Genomic DNA, 14,950 nt, shown 5'->3' on the forward strand with positions numbered 1-14,950 from the left:
CTACTCCGCGGCAGTCAGTGTTTTGCGTTGCGTGCACAGATCGGCGTAGATCCTGGCCATCGCCTGAGTTTGTGCATCGATCGTGAAGTCGAGCGAACGGTCGTATGCCTTTACAGCGAGCCTTGCCCGGAGGTCGCCATCCTCGGCCAGCTGGTTGACGGCAGCAGCAAGCGCCTGGGGATCATTGGGGTCAAAGAAGCACGCGCAGTCGGCCCATATCTCGCGGTACGTCGGGATGTCCGAGAGTACGAGCGCCGCACCGGCGCGCGCGGCCTCCAACGGCGCGAGGCCGAACGGTTCGTAGATCGATGGAGAGACGACGATCTTGGCTTCCCGCATCAGCGAGACGGTTTGCTCGTGGGTTAGTTCGCCCCGATGCACTGCGTGCCTGATCGGGAGATGCTGACCATTCGGTCCGGTATCGGAACCTGCCATTGTCAGTGGCCAGTCAATTGCCGCTGCTGCCTGGTCAAGGACAAAGCCGTTCTTCCCGTCGTCCCACCAGCGTCCGGCGGCAAAGACGAGGTCCCGCTTTTCAGCGAGCACATTCTCGAGCCGGCTCCCGTTGTAAACAACCCGCAGTTGGGGAACGGTTCCGTAAGCGGCATCGAGCATAGCCGCATGACTTGCACTCGGCGACACAACGACATCCGATCGGTCGAATCCTGCACGGTTCAGCTCCTGCTGCCACCGCCATTCATCCGGAACGGGAGCCTTGCGGACCGCTGCAAACCACGTCACGACGCACGAATGGGAAACCGTGACGACTGGAAGATCTGAAGTTATGCCCGCAGCCTGGGAAGGCAGATTTAGGTGAATCAGGTCTACTCCTTCGCGAGCACCGAGTTCCGCGATCAACCTCGGGATCTTCGCGAGTTCTTCGCGGTCAACCGCCAGCCAATCCAGAGCTGCATCGAGCTGGACGAGACGGCCAATTCGGTCGGCTTCTTCGACCTTGTCAGGAGAAGGCGCTGGGCCGAGGCAGACGAATAACGTCTCCACCCCGAGTTGCCGAAGACCGGAGGCAAGGTCCATGGCGTAGCGCCAGACCCCGCCGATCGCATCAAGCGTCATGAGCAGCCGCATGCCGTTCAGAGAGGGCAACTGCGTCACGCCGGGATCCTCGCCGGTTCGCTGAGAATGGGACCTCCGCCGAAGCGGTGTTCTACAAGCCATTCAGCCAAGTGACGCATCCCGCTGCGCCAGCGCACCCTCGCCTGCCAACCGAGATCGCGCTCCAGCTTTCGCGTGTCGGCGACGAAGAAATACTGGTCACCGGCCCGCCAAGGGCCGAAGGAGGACTGCACCGCTTGTCCCGTGAGCTTCTCGATTTCCCGCAGGACGCCAAGGATACTGACGGAGTTATGGGGGCCGCCGCCAAGGTTGTAGACGCTCCCCTTCACCTGCTCGATAGATCCGAGGACGGCACGGTAGGCAGCCACCGCATCGTCAACATGAAGGATATCACGGACTTGTTTGCCATCGCCGTAGACGGAGATGGCATCGCCGGCCAAAGCACGGATCAGGAAGTGCGCCACCCAACCCTGGTCCTCGGTCCCGAATTGCCGTGGTCCGTAAATGCAGCTCATCCGCAGGACTGCACTCGGAATTCCGAAGGTCTTCGCATAATCCAAAACATATTGATCAGCGACGCCTTTGGAGCAGCCATATGGCGTGCAGAATGACAGCGGCCTCTGCTCATCGATGCCATGTGCGCGAATTGCTTCGTCCGCCGGGATGTAGCGGTCGTCAAGCTCCAGCATCTCGATGTCTTCCAGGGCGCCGTAGACCTTATTGGTGCTGGCAAAGATCACAGGCGCGGGCTTCGCGGCTTTGCGAACAGCCTCCAGCACGTTGATCGTGCCGCGGGCATTGGCCTCGAAGTCATCGATCGGATGTACGAGGCTGGTCGTTACTGCTGTTTGCGCCGCCAGATGGAAAACTGCTTTCGCATCGGTGAAGGCTGACTCAATTCCACGCATGTCGCGGATGTCCGCAAGATAAGGATGCACCCGATCACCATGACGTTCCCTGAGCCAGGTAAGGTTCTGGTCCACGCCCGGACGTCCCAGATTGTCGAGAACGACAACGTCGGCACCCTCGTTGAGGAAGCTGTCCGCGAGGTTGGAACCAATGAAGCCGCTGCCCCCCGTAATGACGATCGGAGCGGCACCATTGGCGATGCGAGGGGACGGGAACTGCGTCACCTCCCGAACACGATCGACGCCGCCCTCCGTCAGCAGACGGGCGAGAAGTTTCGGTTGGCCGTCATGGGTTTCAGCCCCCAGGTGATAATGGCGCGGGTCGAACCAAAGACCTTCCTGAACCGCAACATTCGGCGGCACGTCGGCCCAGGCATACCAGTAGAGACGGTCCGCGGGCACTTCCAGCGTCTTCGCGAAGCGACGAACCTGCTCCATCTCATCCTTGCGCCAAGTCGAATATCCGGTTTCCGTCACCCAGATTTCACTCTTGGCGTTGTAGCGGTCGAGGATGCGGCGCATCTCTCCCAGATGCATGTCCCAACCGCCCCAACTGCCCTCCTCGCTGTCCCAGGTGCCGGGGAAGCCGTGGAACCCGACAGCATCGACCACTGCCAGTACGCCGCGCTCTCCCATCAGGTTCAACCAGTAGGGATCAAACGGGCAAGGGCCGCCGAGGACGGGCTTGAAGCCGCGCTGCTGCGCCCAATAAGCCGCGCCGCCCACCATCTCGCAAAACAACTGAAAATCGCTGTCTTCGCGCCAGTCCCAGTCAAGAAGATTGTTGGGCTCGTTCCACAGTTCGATGTGGCGGAAGTGCTTGCCGTAGCGCGTCAGCACATGATCAATGAAGTCCGCGTAAGACTTCAAGTCCTTGGGCGGTCCGGAAGCACGCCCAGTTCGTGACAAGGATGGTGGGGTGTAGTGGACACAGGGCAGCAGGTCGATTTGCGCGCCCAGCTGCGGGATTAGCCAGTCAAACCATTCCTCGCCGCCGGGCGCCAGATATTCCGCCCACGACAGATGGGTCCTGAGATAGGAAGCACCAGACGCAAGAAGGCGAGGCAGAACCTCCTCCGTCCGCTTGTAATCTCCTGGACGAAACCATTCGACAAAGCCGAACTGCTTCGACCCAAGGCTGGTGCTGGTCGAAGTGCCGGATCTGTTCATGCTACCAGCCCTCTTTCTTCCAACTGGCGCCGCATCTCGGCACCGCGGTCGATCGCCTGCGTCCCTCGAACCCATTCCACAAACGGGCCCAGCGAATTTTCCAGCTTGTATTGCGGCTCGAAACCAAGAAGGTCTCGCGCCTTAGAGATGTCGGCGAAGCAGTTGCGGATGTCGCCCAGGCGCGCCTTGTTCATGATTTCCGGCTTGATTTCCGGCACATCCATCGCTTCCGCGAGAAGCGTTGCCACCTCTTCGACGGTATAGGCCTGCCCACTGCCGACATTGATGACGTGGCCGTTCACACTGGGTTGTTCCAGGGCCAGCCGGAATGCACGAGCGACATCACGGACGTGCACAAAGTCTCGGCGCTGCTGGCCGTCTTCGAAAATCGTCGGTGGCTGCCCGTTTGCAAGGCGGGAGGCGAAGTTCGCTAGTACCCCGGTATAGGGGTTGGAAAGGGCCTGCCCTGCCCCGAACACGTTGAACAGCCGAAGGGCGACAGCCTCCACATTGTAAGCTTCGCCGAAGATCAGAACCTGCTTCTCCTGTGCGTATTTCGTCAGGGCATAAATAGAAGCCAGATCGACCGGCTTGTTCTCGTCCGTAGCGATCGGCGTCAGCCTCTCCCCCTTTGGGCCCTGCGGTTCCCAGCGCCCTTGACGCACCTGCTCGCCCTTCCTGCGGACGAAGCCCAGCGTATCGCCGCTTTCGGTCGCGTAGAGGCCTTCGCCATAGACGCTCATTGATGATGCGACGACGATTCGGCGGATCGGAAGACCAATCATGGCTTCCAACAAGACGGCAGTTCCCAGATCATTCCCGCCGACATAGCGAGCGATCTCGTACATCGACTGCCCCACCCCGACCTCGGCTGCGAGATGGATCACGCCATCAACGTCCTGCAGTGCCTGCGACACGGCATCCTTGTCACGAACGTCGGCACGGATGACCTCTGCCTGTTCCGGAACGTCGGCTTCCGCGTCAGCATGGACCTGCTCGATCATCGCATCGAGGATGCGCACCTGGTAGCCGGCGGCGAGAAGTTCCTCGGCCACGTGGCGTCCGATGAACCCGCACCCGCCCGTTACTAGAATTGTCGACATGTGATCACTCTTGTCTGGAACAAAATTGCGATTTGCGATGTGAACCCCTGCGCCGGCGAAAGGTTCCTTCTTCAGGAACATCTTTGTCATCAATGTCTTCATCAACGGTCGGCGCCCGGCCGGGCCAGGAACCCGTTGAACCGCATGAACGTTTCGGGGCGGTAGGGAGTAAGCCCCGCTTGGCGATGGGGTCACCTCCAGCCGACGACAAGGCTGTGTTCAGGTTAACGATAGGGCGGCTCCGCCCGTTTCCAACGGTCTCTTTGGTAATTGATCCGTAGCCGTGGGTGGCGTTCAGCATGGTAGCATGGTCGGCATAGGCTCCATCTGCCTGGACGCGGCGCTGCTCAGCCCAAACTACATCATTGTTGAGGAGGACAATCGCGGCAGATCCTGGTCTGCAGATCGGCTTGTGGTCGAGCCGGACGAGCTGGGGAGGCAGCCCAGCATGCGGCCTGGAGCGGTCCTGGAAGAGACGAAACGAGAAAAAGCCGTTGAGCTTCATCTTCTTCATCTTCTTCCGGAACTCCTCTGCCCGCCAGGCGTTGAGCCCCTGATGCTGCGCCTGCTGCAGAGGCGTGGCCGCCTGCGCACTTGAGGGAGACACGCGAAGATGAATGTAATGACCATGACCGACACCAGCCTCATGAAGGCTGCCATCATCACCGGACCGGGGGCGATGGTAACCGAAGCAAGGCCGCTGCCGCAACCCGGTCAGGGTCAGGTCAGGATCAAGCTTGAAGGCTGCGGCGTGTGCGCGTCAAACCTGACGCCATGGGCCGGACCGGAATGGATGCAGTTCCCCACCGAGCCCGGTGGGCTTGGCCACGAAGGCTGGGGGCACATTGACGAGGTGGGCGAGGGTGTCGAAGGTCTGAAAGTGGGCGATCGGGTCGCAGCCCTCTCCTTCCATGCCTATGCGACACATGACATCGCCGACGCAGATAAAGTCGTCGCCCTTCCCGCCGAACTTGATGGGATGCCGTTCCCGGGCGAACCCCTCGGCTGCGCGATGAACATTTTCCACCGAAGCAACATTCAGGCCGGGCAGACGGTCGCCATCATTGGAATTGGGTTCCTCGGCGCGCTGCTGACCCAGCTTGCAACCGCTGCCGGTGCGCGGGTGATCGCCATTTCCCGCCGTCCGTTTTCGCTGGATGTCGCGCGCCGCATGGGTGCAGCCGAATGCATCCCGATGGAAGATCACTGGCAGATCATCCAGGACGTAAAGCGCTTGACCGATGAGAAGATGTGCGACTGCGTCATCGAAGCGGTCGGCAAGCAGTGGCCGCTCGATCTCGCGGCGGAATTGACGAAGGAGCGCGGTCGGCTGGTCGTCGCCGGCTACCATCAGGACGGCGCTCGACAAGTCAATATGCAGCTGTGGAACTGGCGGGGCCTCGACGTAATCAATGCCCATGAGCGGGATCCCGCCGAATATATCCGCGGCATGCGCGAGGCGGTCGAAGCTGTTGCCAGTGGTCAGCTAAACCCCTCTTCGCTCTATACCAATCGCTTCCCGCTGGAGCAGCTGGACGACGCGCTGAACACCACCCGAGACCGTCCCGATGGTTTTCTCAAGGCACTGGTGACCTACTGATGAACGAGATTGTTCTAGACCGCACGCTGTCGGCAACCGCCAAGCCTGCCCGCCTCGGATTTTTAGGTGTAGGCTGGATCGGTCGCCACCGCATGGAAGCGATTCTTGCGTCCGGCGCAGGAGAGGCCGTTGTTCTTGCCGACGCGTCACCAGAAGTGTCGCAGGAGGCAAGGAAGTTGGCACCGCAAGCCGCGGTCGCCTCTTCCCTCGAAGACCTGCTCCGCCACGATTTGGACGGTATTGTGATCGCCACGCCGAGCGCGCAGCACGCCGCACAGTCCATTCAGGCCTTAGACGCCGGTGTCGCCGTCTTCTGCCAGAAACCTCTTGGCCGCGATGCCGGTGAGGTTGCAGCCGCCGTCACCGCTGCAGAGAAGGCCGACCGCTTGCTGGGGGTCGACCTGTCTTACCGCTACACGAAAGGGATGCAGCACGTCCGCAGCTTGCTTCAGAATGGGGAGCTCGGCCATGTGCATGCCGTAGACCTTGTATTTCACAATGCCTACGGCCCGGACAAGGACTGGTTCTACGACAAGTCGCAGTCTGGAGGCGGTTGCGTCATGGACCTCGGTATCCATCTCGCCGACCTCGCTCTTTGGGCACTGGATTTTCCGCGTGTCGACAGGGTGACGTCTCAGCTGTTCCACCAGGGCCAGCGCATTTCCGGCACGACAGACCACGTCGAAGATTTCGCGACGGCGACGATCGAGCTCGCAAACGGCACGGTGGTTCGCCTCACCTGCTCGTGGCGGCTGCAGGCCGGCTGCGACGCCATCATCGGCGCCAGCTTCTATGGGACGGGCGGCGGTGCGGAGATGCGCAACGTCAACGGCTCATTCTACGACTTCGCCACCGAGCGCTTCCGGGGCACGTCTCGGGAACTTCTGGTGGAGCCTCCTGAGGAATGGGGGGGACGTGCAGCCGTGGACTGGGCCCAAAAGTTGACCGCCGGCGCGAAATTTGACGCCGCCTGCCGCGAGTATGTCACCACTTCCGATTTGATTGACCGCATATATGGAGCAGCATGAGCGGCAGATCTTGCACCACCTGATGCATCGCGGCAACGCTCAACTGCGCTATCTCGCGGCGGCGGAACTTCTTCGCCAACGGAAGGTTGTGAGCCCCTAAGGAGTTTCGCATGCGTATCATATTCGTTGTCATGCTGGCGTCTGTGCTGAGCATCCTGGCTTTCAAGTATGTCGACAGGTCGATCGGCGAATCCGATATCATGGCCTCACCGATGGAAATGTCCGCTCAAAACTAAGTCCGGGATCTTCCGCCGGAACGAAAGATGTCGGCCGTCGTTCTTTCAAAAGAGGAACCAGACATGAGCCATAAGCAAATCATCCAGACGTTCGCGCTCGCAATGGTGGTTTATGTTGCCGCAGTTTTCCTGTGGCCGACAAGCATCGAGCCCTCCGTCACCATCGCAGGGATAGACAAGACTGCCCGCCTCGCGGGCTTGTCCGAGGACGTGGCGTTTCGACAGGAACGCTTCGGTGTGCCGGCTCCCGAGCAGACCGAGGCGCGCGTCGAATAAGAATGCCCCGCAAAAGCGGGGCATTCTTATTAATGGGCCGCGCCACCGCCTTCTTCTTCCTCGAAGGTGACCGCTACATCGCCGTTGGCGCTCAAGCGGACGGTGTCTCCCTCGATATCCGCCACAAGGCTTAGCGGAATGAAGTGGTGATGACCCCGGTGGCTCCCCTCGCCGCTATCATCCTTGGTCAGCTTTATGCGGTTCCCGTCTACCCGATCGACAATGCCAACACGCGCTCCGTCCGCACCTATGACCTTCGCGTGTTCTTTGATAAGGCCTGCATCGACCATGTCCAGCTCCTCTTCTGTTGACGCATCAGAAGGAGAACCGTATCGGCAGGCCATGTGTTCCGGTTACTCGTGGATTTCGTAGGAGCCAAGCTCGCAGAGATCCTGCGTATCCTCGGTCGTGTCGAGATCCGAATCAGCGGAAAACTCAAAGCGCAAATCGTAATCGCAGACGGAGCGTCCGTCGGCGATCGTAATCTCAACCCTCTCGCCCGGCTCAAGCACGTCTTGGCCCAGAACGTCCTCCTCCCACGCGTCCACTCCAACGGGCGAGGTATAAAACCGCTCAAGAGTGGAACTGGTGGAGTTAGTCAAAGTAAACACCAGATCCTCCGCGTGAGAGGGCGTGGCGGACGCGACAACTGCCATCAGAGCGGCGAAGGCGAGTGGAAGATACTTGGTCAATGACATGTTCCCCGGCTCAGAATTGAGCACGCCATCCTTATCAGGATGAGAGGCATCGGCAATCGCCTCTGTTCCTGATTAGGGCGACCTTACAGAACTTTAAGTTGGTATGGGCGCCCCGGCGTGCCATCTGAAGAACAGGCTGCCATCTGATACGGCGCACAGACCCCTCCCAACGGAACTATTGCCGCTGGCGGCAGCAGAGGACATCACGTTGGAGGCCAAAAACGTCATGGAAAGAAATAAAGCCGCTCCCGTTCCGGATCTGGCTGCAATCCTGGCCAGCCAAGGCCGCAAGCCTAGGGCTCGGAGGCTCTCTTGGGTGCTCGCCTTGGTTCTGCTGGTGGGTGGTGGGATTGGCGGTTACGTCTACATCCGCGAAAGTGGTCCCTCCTACACCTATACAACGCGACCAATAGAACGCGGCAATCTTCAAGTCATCGTCACGGCGACAGGGTCTGTGCAGCCGACCGATCAGGTGGACATCTCGAGCGAGCTCTCTGGTACGATCCGCACCGTCCACGTCACCTATAATTCCTTGGTTAAATCGGGCGACGTACTTGCGGAACTCGATACGAACAAGCTGCAGGCAGACGTCGAGAACGCACGGGCACAGCTCGCTTCTACCCGTGCAAATCTCCTGAAAGCGGAAACGGATGTCGCTTCTACGAAGCTGACGTTCGATCGCCTGACAGGCCTCGCTGAAAGGAATATCACCAGCCAGCAAGACCTCGATGCGGCGCGCTTCGCGCACCAGGCTGCCGTGGCAGCAAAAGCCGTGAGCGAGGCCTCGGTTCAATCCGCAGAGGCGAGCCTGCGGCTTGCGGAAGTCAGTTTGGGCAAGTCCAAGATCATCTCGCCGATCGATGGAGTGATCCTCACGCGAGACGTAGAGCCGGGCCAGACGGTCGCTTCGTCCTTGAACGCGCCAGTGCTGTTCACCATAGCAGGCGATCTGCGGCAGATGGAGTTGCAGGTGGCAGTGGATGAGGCCGATGTCGGTCAGGTTCGGGAAGGCCAGGAGGCGAAGTTCTCCGTCGACGCCTATCCTGATCAGGATTTTCCGGCGGAGATCCAGACGATACGCTATGCCTCTGAAACCGTCTCCAACGTGGTGACGTATAAGGCTATCCTGTCAGTCGAGAACGACGACCTGCTGTTGCGCCCGGGTATGACGGCCACCGCCGACATCACTGTTCAGTCCGTAGAGGATGCGCTGCTCGTGCCGAACGCTGCCCTGCGGTACGAGCCGCCCGCGTCCGCCAGGCGTAGCAGCGGCAGCATCCTGACGCGCCTGTTTCGTCCGCCGCGCCGGGCAGGTGACCGCCAGTCGGCTGGCAATGGCAGCGACCGCAGCGTCTGGGTTCTGCGCAATGGAGCGCCTCAGCAGGTGGATGTGGAGGCTGGACCCTCCGACGGCCAATCCACAGTGGTCCGTTCGGGCGAGATAGAAGAGGGCGATCTCGTTGTCACCGACGCAATCGCCCGCAGCGGCTGAGGTTGTGATGAAGGATCACGCTTTCATCGAGCTTAGAGGGGTGTCGAAATCCTACGGGCGCGGCGAAGCGACCATTCGGGCGCTCGACCAGGTCGACCTGTCCATCTCGGCAGGAGAGTTTGTCGCGATTATGGGGCCGTCCGGCTCCGGGAAGTCAACCGCGATGAACATCATCGGCGGATTGGACATACCGTCCTCCGGCGACTACCTCGTCCAGGGCATCGCAACCGCGACCTTCACCCGCGCGCAGCTTACGCTCCTTCGGCGCCATATGCTTGGCTTTGTCTTCCAGGGTTTCAATCTCCTGTCCAGGACCTCGGCGGTGGAGAACGTCGAACTCCCGCTTGTCTACCGTGGCGTGCCGGCACGGGAGCGACGCCTGCTTGCGCAGAGAGCTCTGGAGCAGGTCGGGTTGAAAGGACGCGAGCGCCACACCACGCAGGAACTTTCCGGTGGCCAGCAACAGCGTGTTGCGATCGCGCGCGCAATCGTGACAGACCCTGCGGTGCTACTTGCAGACGAGCCCACCGGTAACCTCGACACAACGACGAGCCGGGAGATCATGGACCTTATCTCCCAGCTCAACCGGGAGCGCGGCATCACGGTCATCATGGTCACCCACGAGGAAGACATAGCCGCCTACGGCAAGCGCCTCTTGCGCTTCGTTGATGGACGGCTGGCAAGCGACGAGATCCAGGCACGAGAGGCGGGCGATGTTCTTCGAGACCGTTAAGCTTGCCTGGCGCGCCATCAGCCGAAACCTGCTTCGCTCATTTCTCACGGTACTCGGAGTGGTCATCGGAGTGGCAGCGGTGATCGCGATGGTGACGGTGGGCAATGGGACCACTGCGCAGGTGCAGGCGGAGCTGTCGCGGCTTGGCACGAATACGCTCTTCGTGCGGCCTGGCCAATGGGGTCCCGGGCGCGCGGGTACCGAAGCGAAACGATTTGAGTACGGCGATATCGCAGCCATTCGGGACCAGGTTTCGGGGCTGCGCGCGGTTGCGCCTGTAAACCGCGGCAGCGCCACCGTGATCGCCGGTGGCGAGAACCGCACGTCCAGCGTCATCGGCACAACGAATGATTACCTGATCGGGCAGGACTGGGACCTCGCTTCGGGCCGCAGCTTTCTGCCTGGCGAGGAGCGTGGCCAGGCGGCCTGTATCATCGGTGAAACCGTACGTCGCGAGCTTTTCGGTGCCGTCGATCCGGTAGGTCAACCCATTCGCGTCAGCAACATCGCCTGCCCCATCGTGGGGTTACTGGAAGCCAAGGGTCAGTCCGGCATGGGGGACGATCAAGACGACACTGTGATCATGCCGCTCAAATTGCACCAGCGGCGGATCGGCGGCACCACCACGATCTCCAGCATCATCTTGTCGGCACAGGACGGCGTGTCGACGGCGAAGGTGCAGTCGGACGTCGAAAGCCTGTTACGCGAACGGCGCCGGATCGGCATCGGCCGCGAGGATGATTTCGCGGTTGCCGACATGTCGCAGATGGCGGCGGCGATGACGGGGACCACGACTCTGCTGACGGGGTTGCTTGGTGCGGTGGCAGCGGTCAGTCTTCTGGTTGGCGGGATCGGCATCATGAACATCATGCTCGTCTCGGTTACCGAGCGTACGCGTGAGATCGGGATCCGGTTGGCCATCGGGGCGCTGGAGAAACAGGTACTGACGCAGTTCCTGGTGGAGGCGGTGATGCTGTCGGTGTTTGGCGGCGTCGCCGGCATCCTCACAGGCCTTGCCCTCGCCTATGGTGTCGTCGGGCTGCTGAACGTCCCCTTCGTTACCAGCCCAACCATCATCCTTGTCGCCTTTGCCTTCTCAGCGGCGATAGGCGTCGTTTTCGGCTACTTTCCGGCGCGCCGTGCTGCGCAAATGAGCCCGATTGATGCCCTCCGTCACGAGTAGCGAGCAACAAAAAAAGGGGCTATGGAGCCCCTTTATCAAATCATTGGCATGAAATTCAGCCGGCGTGCGACTGTGCCTGGCGCTCCTTCGCCAATGCCGCCAGATCCGCCGGCTTCAGTTCCACCGACTCGCCACAGCCGCAGGCAGAAGTCTGGTTGGGGTTCACGAAGATGAAGCCGGACCGCATCTTGGATGTTTCGAAGTCCATCTGCGTGCCGAGCAGATAGAGAACCGCGGACGGCTCAACCCACACCTGCGCACCTGCATGCTCGATCAGGTCGTCTTTGGCGTCGGGCTCCGTGACCAGGTCGATCGTGTACTCCATGCCCGCGCAGCCGCCCTTCTTGATGCCAACGCGTACGCCCTTGGCGTCCGGACCCGACTTGTCGACGATCGCCTTGACGCGCTCAGCCGCCGCATCGGTCATGGTCATCACTGCAAAGCCCATTGGCTTCCTCTCCTTCTACAGCCGGCTTCAAGGACCGGTGTTGTTGGATGAAATGTAAGTCCCGCCGGTTACCGGATCAATACCAGCCGACGGCGACCTGTGCCTCTTCAGACATCCGCTCCGGCGTCCAAGGCGGATCAAACGTCATTTCGACCTCGACCCCCGACACGCCCTCGACGGCGCCGACCGCATTTTCCACCCAGCCCGGCATCTCACCAGCCACGGGGCAGCCCGGGGCGGTCAGGGTCATGACGATCTTGACCATCCGATCGTCTTCGATGTCGACCTTGTAGATAAGGCCGAGCTCAAAGATGTCGGCGGGGATTTCCGGGTCGTAGACGGTTTTCAGGGCCGCGATGATGTCGTCCGAAAGCCGCGCCACTTCCTCCTGCGGGATGGCCGATTGGACGATGCCTTCACGGGCATCCCATTTCAGTTCGCTGTCTTCCACGGCCATGGCAAATTCCTCAGGAAAAGAAGGTACGAGCATAATCGAGCGCATCCACCAGCGCATCGACTTCGGCACGTGTGTTGTACATGCCGAACGATGCCCGGCATGTGGAGGTTACACCGAAGCGCTTCAAGAGTGGCATGGCACAGTGCGTGCCGGCCCGGACGGCCAAGCCGCGTCGATCGATCACCATCGACACGTCATGCGCGTGGATGCCGGCAAGCTCGAACGAGAAGATCGCTCCCTTGCCAGGGGCATTGCCGATGATCCGCAGCGAATTGATCGCCTGCAATTGTTCGGTTGCATAGGCGGCGAGATCGGCTTCATGCGCCGCGATCGCGTCACGACCGATCGTGTCGATATAGTCGAGCGCATAGCCCAGCCCGATCGCCTGGACAATCGGCGGCGTTCCCGCTTCGAAGCGATGCGGCGGATCGTTGTAGGTGACCTCGTCCTCGCTGACGTCGACGATCATCTCGCCGCCACCCTGGAACGGGCGCATCTCCTGCAGCCGTTCCTTCTTGCCGTAGAGCACGCCGATACCGGACGGGCCGTAGAGCTTGTGGCCGGTCATGACGTACCAGTCGCAGTCGATGTCCTGGACGTCCACCGGCATGTGTACCGCACCCTGGCTGCCATCGATAAGCACGGGGATGCCGCGCTCATGCGCGATCCGGCAGACCTCCTTGACGGGAACCACCGTGCCCAATGCGTTCGACATGTGCGTGACAGCGACAAGCTTTGTCTTTTCCGTCAGGGACTTCTCGAAGTCCTCCATATGAAACGCACCCTCGTCATCCACCGGCACCCAGACCAGTTTGGCGCCCTGCCTCTCGCGAATGAAGTGCCAGGGCACGATGTTGGAGTGGTGCTCCATGACCGTGATGACGATCTCGTCATCATGCCCGATCTTCGGCATGCCCCAGCCATAGGCGACCGTATTGATTGCCTCGGTGGAGGATTTGGTGAAGACGATCTCGTCGACCGAAGGTGCATTCAGGAAACGACGCACCTTTTCGCGCGCCCCCTCATAGGCGTCCGTTGCGGCGTTCGACAGGAAGTGCAGGCCGCGATGAACGTTGGCATACTCGTTCGCGTAGGCGTGCGAGATGGCGTCAATCACCGCCTGCGGCTTTTGTGCCGAGGCGCCGTTGTCCAGATACACCAGCGGCTTGCCATAGACCTCCTTCGACAGGATCGGGAAATCCCGCCGAATGGCTTCAACGTCGTATCCGGTCGCTGGTGTGATCTGGTCCATCCTAGGCGTGCTTTTCCAGCCAGGCCGAGATGACGCCTTCCAGCGCCTCGACCAGCTTCTCATCTTCGAGTTCCTCGACAATCTCGGCAACGAAGGCATTGACCAGCATGGCTCGTGCCACGTTCTCCGGGATACCGCGCGAGCGCAGATAGTAGAGGTGGTTCTTGTCGATATCCGTAACCGTTGCACCGTGGCCGCAGATCACGTCGTCGGCAAAGATCTCCAGTTCCGGCTTGACGGAAAACTCGCCGTCATCCGTGAGGAGAAGCGTGTTGCAGGCCATCTTGGCATCTGTCTTCTGGGCATCCGGCGCCACGCGGATCATCCCCTGGAAGACGCCCTTGGCCCGGTCGAAGACGACGTTGCGGATGATCTCCGTCGAATTGGTGTGGGGGACATTATGGCCGAGCACCAGAGTGACGTCCGTGTGCGTTTCTTGACCAAGCAGGTTTACACCGCGAAGCGTCAGTTCACTTCCCTCGCCCTCGACATTAATCCGCAGTTCCTGGCGAACCAACTTCCCTCCCGCGTTCACAACGAAGAGCTTCAGCTTCGATTCGGCCCCGAGGCGTACGCGGATCTGGCCGAGATGAGTGTCTTCGGCACCTTGCTCCTGCAGGATTACCCAAACCATGTCGGCCCGGTCCTCAAGAACAATCTCGCTTATGCTCGATATGAACGCTGCCTCACCCGTGGCCGAGCGATGACGTTCTATCACCGTGGCCCTGGCGCCAGCGCCGACGGAGACGGGGAAGCGGGCGTGGACCTGCCCCGCCCCATGCACGGCCTGAAGCTCGATGGGCGTTTCCACCGAGATGCCGGCCGGGATGGCCAGCCGGTAGCCGTCGCGGGCGAAGCTGCCGTTGATCTTGCCGATCGCGTCATCCTTGTCGAGGGCCATCAATTCCGCCGCGGCCGTACCGTCAGTCAAGCTCGCCGAGAAGGCTGTAACGTCCACGCCCTCGACCACGATAGCAGCCTGCGCCTGCCCCTGAAGCACTGGAAGAACGTGTGCTCCGTCAATCAGGGCATCAACCTGCGTTGCCGTCGGTGCTGGAGACGATGTGGGGACCGATCGAAGAAGGGTCTTGAGGTCGGTGTAGTGCCAGGACTCCACACGACGGGTCGGCAAGCCCGACTTTTTCAGGTCGTCAAGGAGGCGGTCGCGCAGCGCGGCGACGGAGCCGTCGCCGGGCAATTCCCCGACTTGACTCATATAGCTCTCGATCAATGCCGTTTCGGCGGCGGTCAGGCGGTTGGTCGTCTGAATGTTCATGTCTACATCCTTCCCG

The 14,950-nt window shown here is 60.9% G+C and carries 17 protein-coding genes; 8 read left to right on the top strand and 9 right to left on the bottom strand.

What is annotated here, in order from left to right; all coding sequences use genetic code 11:
- Genes LXM96_RS07020 through LXM96_RS07030 form a run of 3 tightly spaced genes read right to left on the bottom strand, consistent with a single transcriptional unit; the run spans position 1 to position 4,255 of the window.
- The gene (locus tag LXM96_RS07020; RefSeq protein ID WP_394801912.1) at positions 1-1,074 is read right to left on the bottom strand and encodes a glycosyltransferase family 4 protein; all 1,074 of its coding nucleotides are present in this window, start codon (positions 1,072-1,074) and stop codon (positions 1-3) included.
- Between the two features lie 35 nt (positions 1,075-1,109).
- Entirely contained in the window at positions 1,110-3,152 is a 2,043-nt protein-coding gene (locus LXM96_RS07025; RefSeq protein WP_239997658.1) for an NAD-dependent epimerase/dehydratase family protein, read from the bottom strand.
- Entirely contained in the window at positions 3,149-4,255 is a 1,107-nt protein-coding gene (locus LXM96_RS07030) for an NAD-dependent epimerase/dehydratase family protein (protein WP_239997806.1), read from the bottom strand. Before LXM96_RS07030 ends, LXM96_RS07025 begins: the two co-directional genes overlap by 4 nt.
- 307 nt (positions 4,256-4,562) lie before the next feature.
- On the opposite strand from LXM96_RS07030, the gene LXM96_RS07035 reads away from it, so the two are divergent.
- The 5 genes from LXM96_RS07035 (at position 4,563) to LXM96_RS07050 (ending at position 7,395) form a co-directional block, all read left to right on the top strand.
- On the top strand, positions 4,563-4,853 hold the full coding sequence (locus LXM96_RS07035) for a hypothetical protein (RefSeq protein ID WP_239997659.1): 291 nt from the start codon (positions 4,563-4,565) through the stop codon (positions 4,851-4,853).
- 15 nt (positions 4,854-4,868) lie between these two features.
- A complete protein-coding gene (locus LXM96_RS07040; protein WP_239997660.1) occupies positions 4,869-5,855 on the top strand; it encodes an MDR/zinc-dependent alcohol dehydrogenase-like family protein in 987 nt (328 codons plus the stop codon).
- Complete coding sequence (locus LXM96_RS07045; RefSeq protein WP_239997661.1) at positions 5,855-6,883, top strand: Gfo/Idh/MocA family protein; 1,029 nt, start codon at positions 5,855-5,857, stop codon at positions 6,881-6,883. Before LXM96_RS07040 ends, LXM96_RS07045 begins: the two co-directional genes overlap by 1 nt.
- Before the next feature lie 110 nt (positions 6,884-6,993).
- The gene (locus tag LXM96_RS21585) at positions 6,994-7,119 is read left to right on the top strand and encodes a hypothetical protein (protein ID WP_262913537.1); all 126 of its coding nucleotides are present in this window, start codon (positions 6,994-6,996) and stop codon (positions 7,117-7,119) included.
- Between the two features lie 63 nt (positions 7,120-7,182).
- Positions 7,183-7,395 (top strand): hypothetical protein, encoded by a 213-nt coding sequence (locus LXM96_RS07050; protein ID WP_239997662.1) that lies wholly within the window; start codon positions 7,183-7,185, stop codon positions 7,393-7,395.
- A gap of 29 nt (positions 7,396-7,424) precedes the next feature.
- Here the strand turns inward: LXM96_RS07050 and LXM96_RS07055 are convergent, their stop codons facing one another.
- Positions 7,425-7,685 (bottom strand): DUF2171 domain-containing protein, encoded by a 261-nt coding sequence (locus LXM96_RS07055; protein ID WP_239997663.1) that lies wholly within the window; start codon positions 7,683-7,685, stop codon positions 7,425-7,427.
- 63 nt (positions 7,686-7,748) lie between these two features.
- Entirely contained in the window at positions 7,749-8,051 is a 303-nt protein-coding gene (locus LXM96_RS07060) for a hypothetical protein (RefSeq protein WP_239997807.1), read from the bottom strand.
- Between the two features lie 268 nt (positions 8,052-8,319).
- Between LXM96_RS07060 and LXM96_RS07065 the strand changes: the two genes are divergently transcribed.
- The 3 genes from LXM96_RS07065 to LXM96_RS07075 are packed head-to-tail and all read left to right on the top strand — an operon-like array spanning position 8,320 to position 11,501.
- Positions 8,320-9,585 (top strand): efflux RND transporter periplasmic adaptor subunit, encoded by a 1,266-nt coding sequence (locus LXM96_RS07065; protein ID WP_239997664.1) that lies wholly within the window; start codon positions 8,320-8,322, stop codon positions 9,583-9,585.
- Between the two features lie 7 nt (positions 9,586-9,592).
- Positions 9,593-10,318, top strand: a complete 726-nt coding sequence (locus LXM96_RS07070) for an ABC transporter ATP-binding protein (protein WP_239997665.1) — start codon at positions 9,593-9,595, stop codon at positions 10,316-10,318.
- Positions 10,299-11,501 carry an ABC transporter permease gene (locus LXM96_RS07075; RefSeq protein WP_239997666.1) on the top strand — a complete coding sequence of 401 codons (1,203 nt, stop codon included), beginning with the start codon at positions 10,299-10,301 and terminating at the stop codon, positions 11,499-11,501. Before LXM96_RS07070 ends, LXM96_RS07075 begins: the two co-directional genes overlap by 20 nt.
- 55 nt (positions 11,502-11,556) lie before the next feature.
- Here the strand turns inward: LXM96_RS07075 and sufA are convergent, their stop codons facing one another.
- From sufA to sufD, 4 genes are all read right to left on the bottom strand, one after another.
- Positions 11,557-11,949 (bottom strand): Fe-S cluster assembly scaffold SufA, encoded by a 393-nt coding sequence (sufA, locus tag LXM96_RS07080; RefSeq protein WP_239997667.1) that lies wholly within the window; start codon positions 11,947-11,949, stop codon positions 11,557-11,559.
- A gap of 76 nt (positions 11,950-12,025) precedes the next feature.
- Positions 12,026-12,406 carry an SUF system Fe-S cluster assembly protein gene (locus tag LXM96_RS07085; RefSeq protein ID WP_239997668.1) on the bottom strand — a complete coding sequence of 127 codons (381 nt, stop codon included), beginning with the start codon at positions 12,404-12,406 and terminating at the stop codon, positions 12,026-12,028.
- Positions 12,407-12,416: 10 nt separating this feature from the next.
- Entirely contained in the window at positions 12,417-13,658 is a 1,242-nt protein-coding gene (locus LXM96_RS07090) for a cysteine desulfurase (protein WP_239997669.1), read from the bottom strand.
- A gap of 1 nt (position 13,659) precedes the next feature.
- Positions 13,660-14,934: a Fe-S cluster assembly protein SufD gene (sufD, locus tag LXM96_RS07095; RefSeq protein WP_239997670.1), complete on the bottom strand. Its 1,275-nt coding sequence runs from the start codon at positions 14,932-14,934 to the stop codon at positions 13,660-13,662.
- Between the last annotated feature and the right edge of the window lie 16 nt (positions 14,935-14,950).

This window comes from Rhizobium halophilum (assembly GCF_021648825.1).
GTDB lineage: Bacteria > Pseudomonadota > Alphaproteobacteria > Rhizobiales > Rhizobiaceae > Neorhizobium > Neorhizobium halophilum.

Bases quoted from the DNA above. Each gene is read 5' to 3' on its own strand.
- LXM96_RS07035 (WP_239997659.1), top strand. From the start codon at position 4,563: ATGGTCGGCATAGGCTCCATCTGCCTGGACGCGGCGCTGCTCAGCCCA.
- LXM96_RS07075 (WP_239997666.1), top strand. From the start codon at position 10,299: ATGTTCTTCGAGACCGTTAAGCTTGCCTGGCGCGCCATCAGCCGAAAC.
- LXM96_RS07030 (WP_239997806.1), bottom strand. From the start codon at position 4,255: ATGTCGACAATTCTAGTAACGGGCGGGTGCGGGTTCATCGGACGCCAC.
- LXM96_RS07050 (WP_239997662.1), top strand. From the start codon at position 7,183: ATGAGCCATAAGCAAATCATCCAGACGTTCGCGCTCGCAATGGTGGTT.
- LXM96_RS07060 (WP_239997807.1), bottom strand. From the start codon at position 8,051: ATGGCAGTTGTCGCGTCCGCCACGCCCTCTCACGCGGAGGATCTGGTG.
- LXM96_RS21585 (WP_262913537.1), top strand. From the start codon at position 6,994: ATGCGTATCATATTCGTTGTCATGCTGGCGTCTGTGCTGAGCATCCTG.
- LXM96_RS07045 (WP_239997661.1), top strand. From the start codon at position 5,855: ATGAACGAGATTGTTCTAGACCGCACGCTGTCGGCAACCGCCAAGCCT.
- sufA (WP_239997667.1), bottom strand. From the start codon at position 11,949: ATGGGCTTTGCAGTGATGACCATGACCGATGCGGCGGCTGAGCGCGTC.
- LXM96_RS07065 (WP_239997664.1), top strand. From the start codon at position 8,320: ATGGAAAGAAATAAAGCCGCTCCCGTTCCGGATCTGGCTGCAATCCTG.
- LXM96_RS07025 (WP_239997658.1), bottom strand. From the start codon at position 3,152: ATGAACAGATCCGGCACTTCGACCAGCACCAGCCTTGGGTCGAAGCAG.
- LXM96_RS07040 (WP_239997660.1), top strand. From the start codon at position 4,869: ATGAATGTAATGACCATGACCGACACCAGCCTCATGAAGGCTGCCATC.
- LXM96_RS07070 (WP_239997665.1), top strand. From the start codon at position 9,593: ATGAAGGATCACGCTTTCATCGAGCTTAGAGGGGTGTCGAAATCCTAC.
- LXM96_RS07090 (WP_239997669.1), bottom strand. From the start codon at position 13,658: ATGGACCAGATCACACCAGCGACCGGATACGACGTTGAAGCCATTCGG.
- LXM96_RS07020 (WP_394801912.1), bottom strand. From the start codon at position 1,074: ATGACGCTTGATGCGATCGGCGGGGTCTGGCGCTACGCCATGGACCTT.
- LXM96_RS07085 (WP_239997668.1), bottom strand. From the start codon at position 12,406: ATGGCCGTGGAAGACAGCGAACTGAAATGGGATGCCCGTGAAGGCATC.
- sufD (WP_239997670.1), bottom strand. From the start codon at position 14,934: ATGAACATTCAGACGACCAACCGCCTGACCGCCGCCGAAACGGCATTG.
- LXM96_RS07055 (WP_239997663.1), bottom strand. From the start codon at position 7,685: ATGGTCGATGCAGGCCTTATCAAAGAACACGCGAAGGTCATAGGTGCG.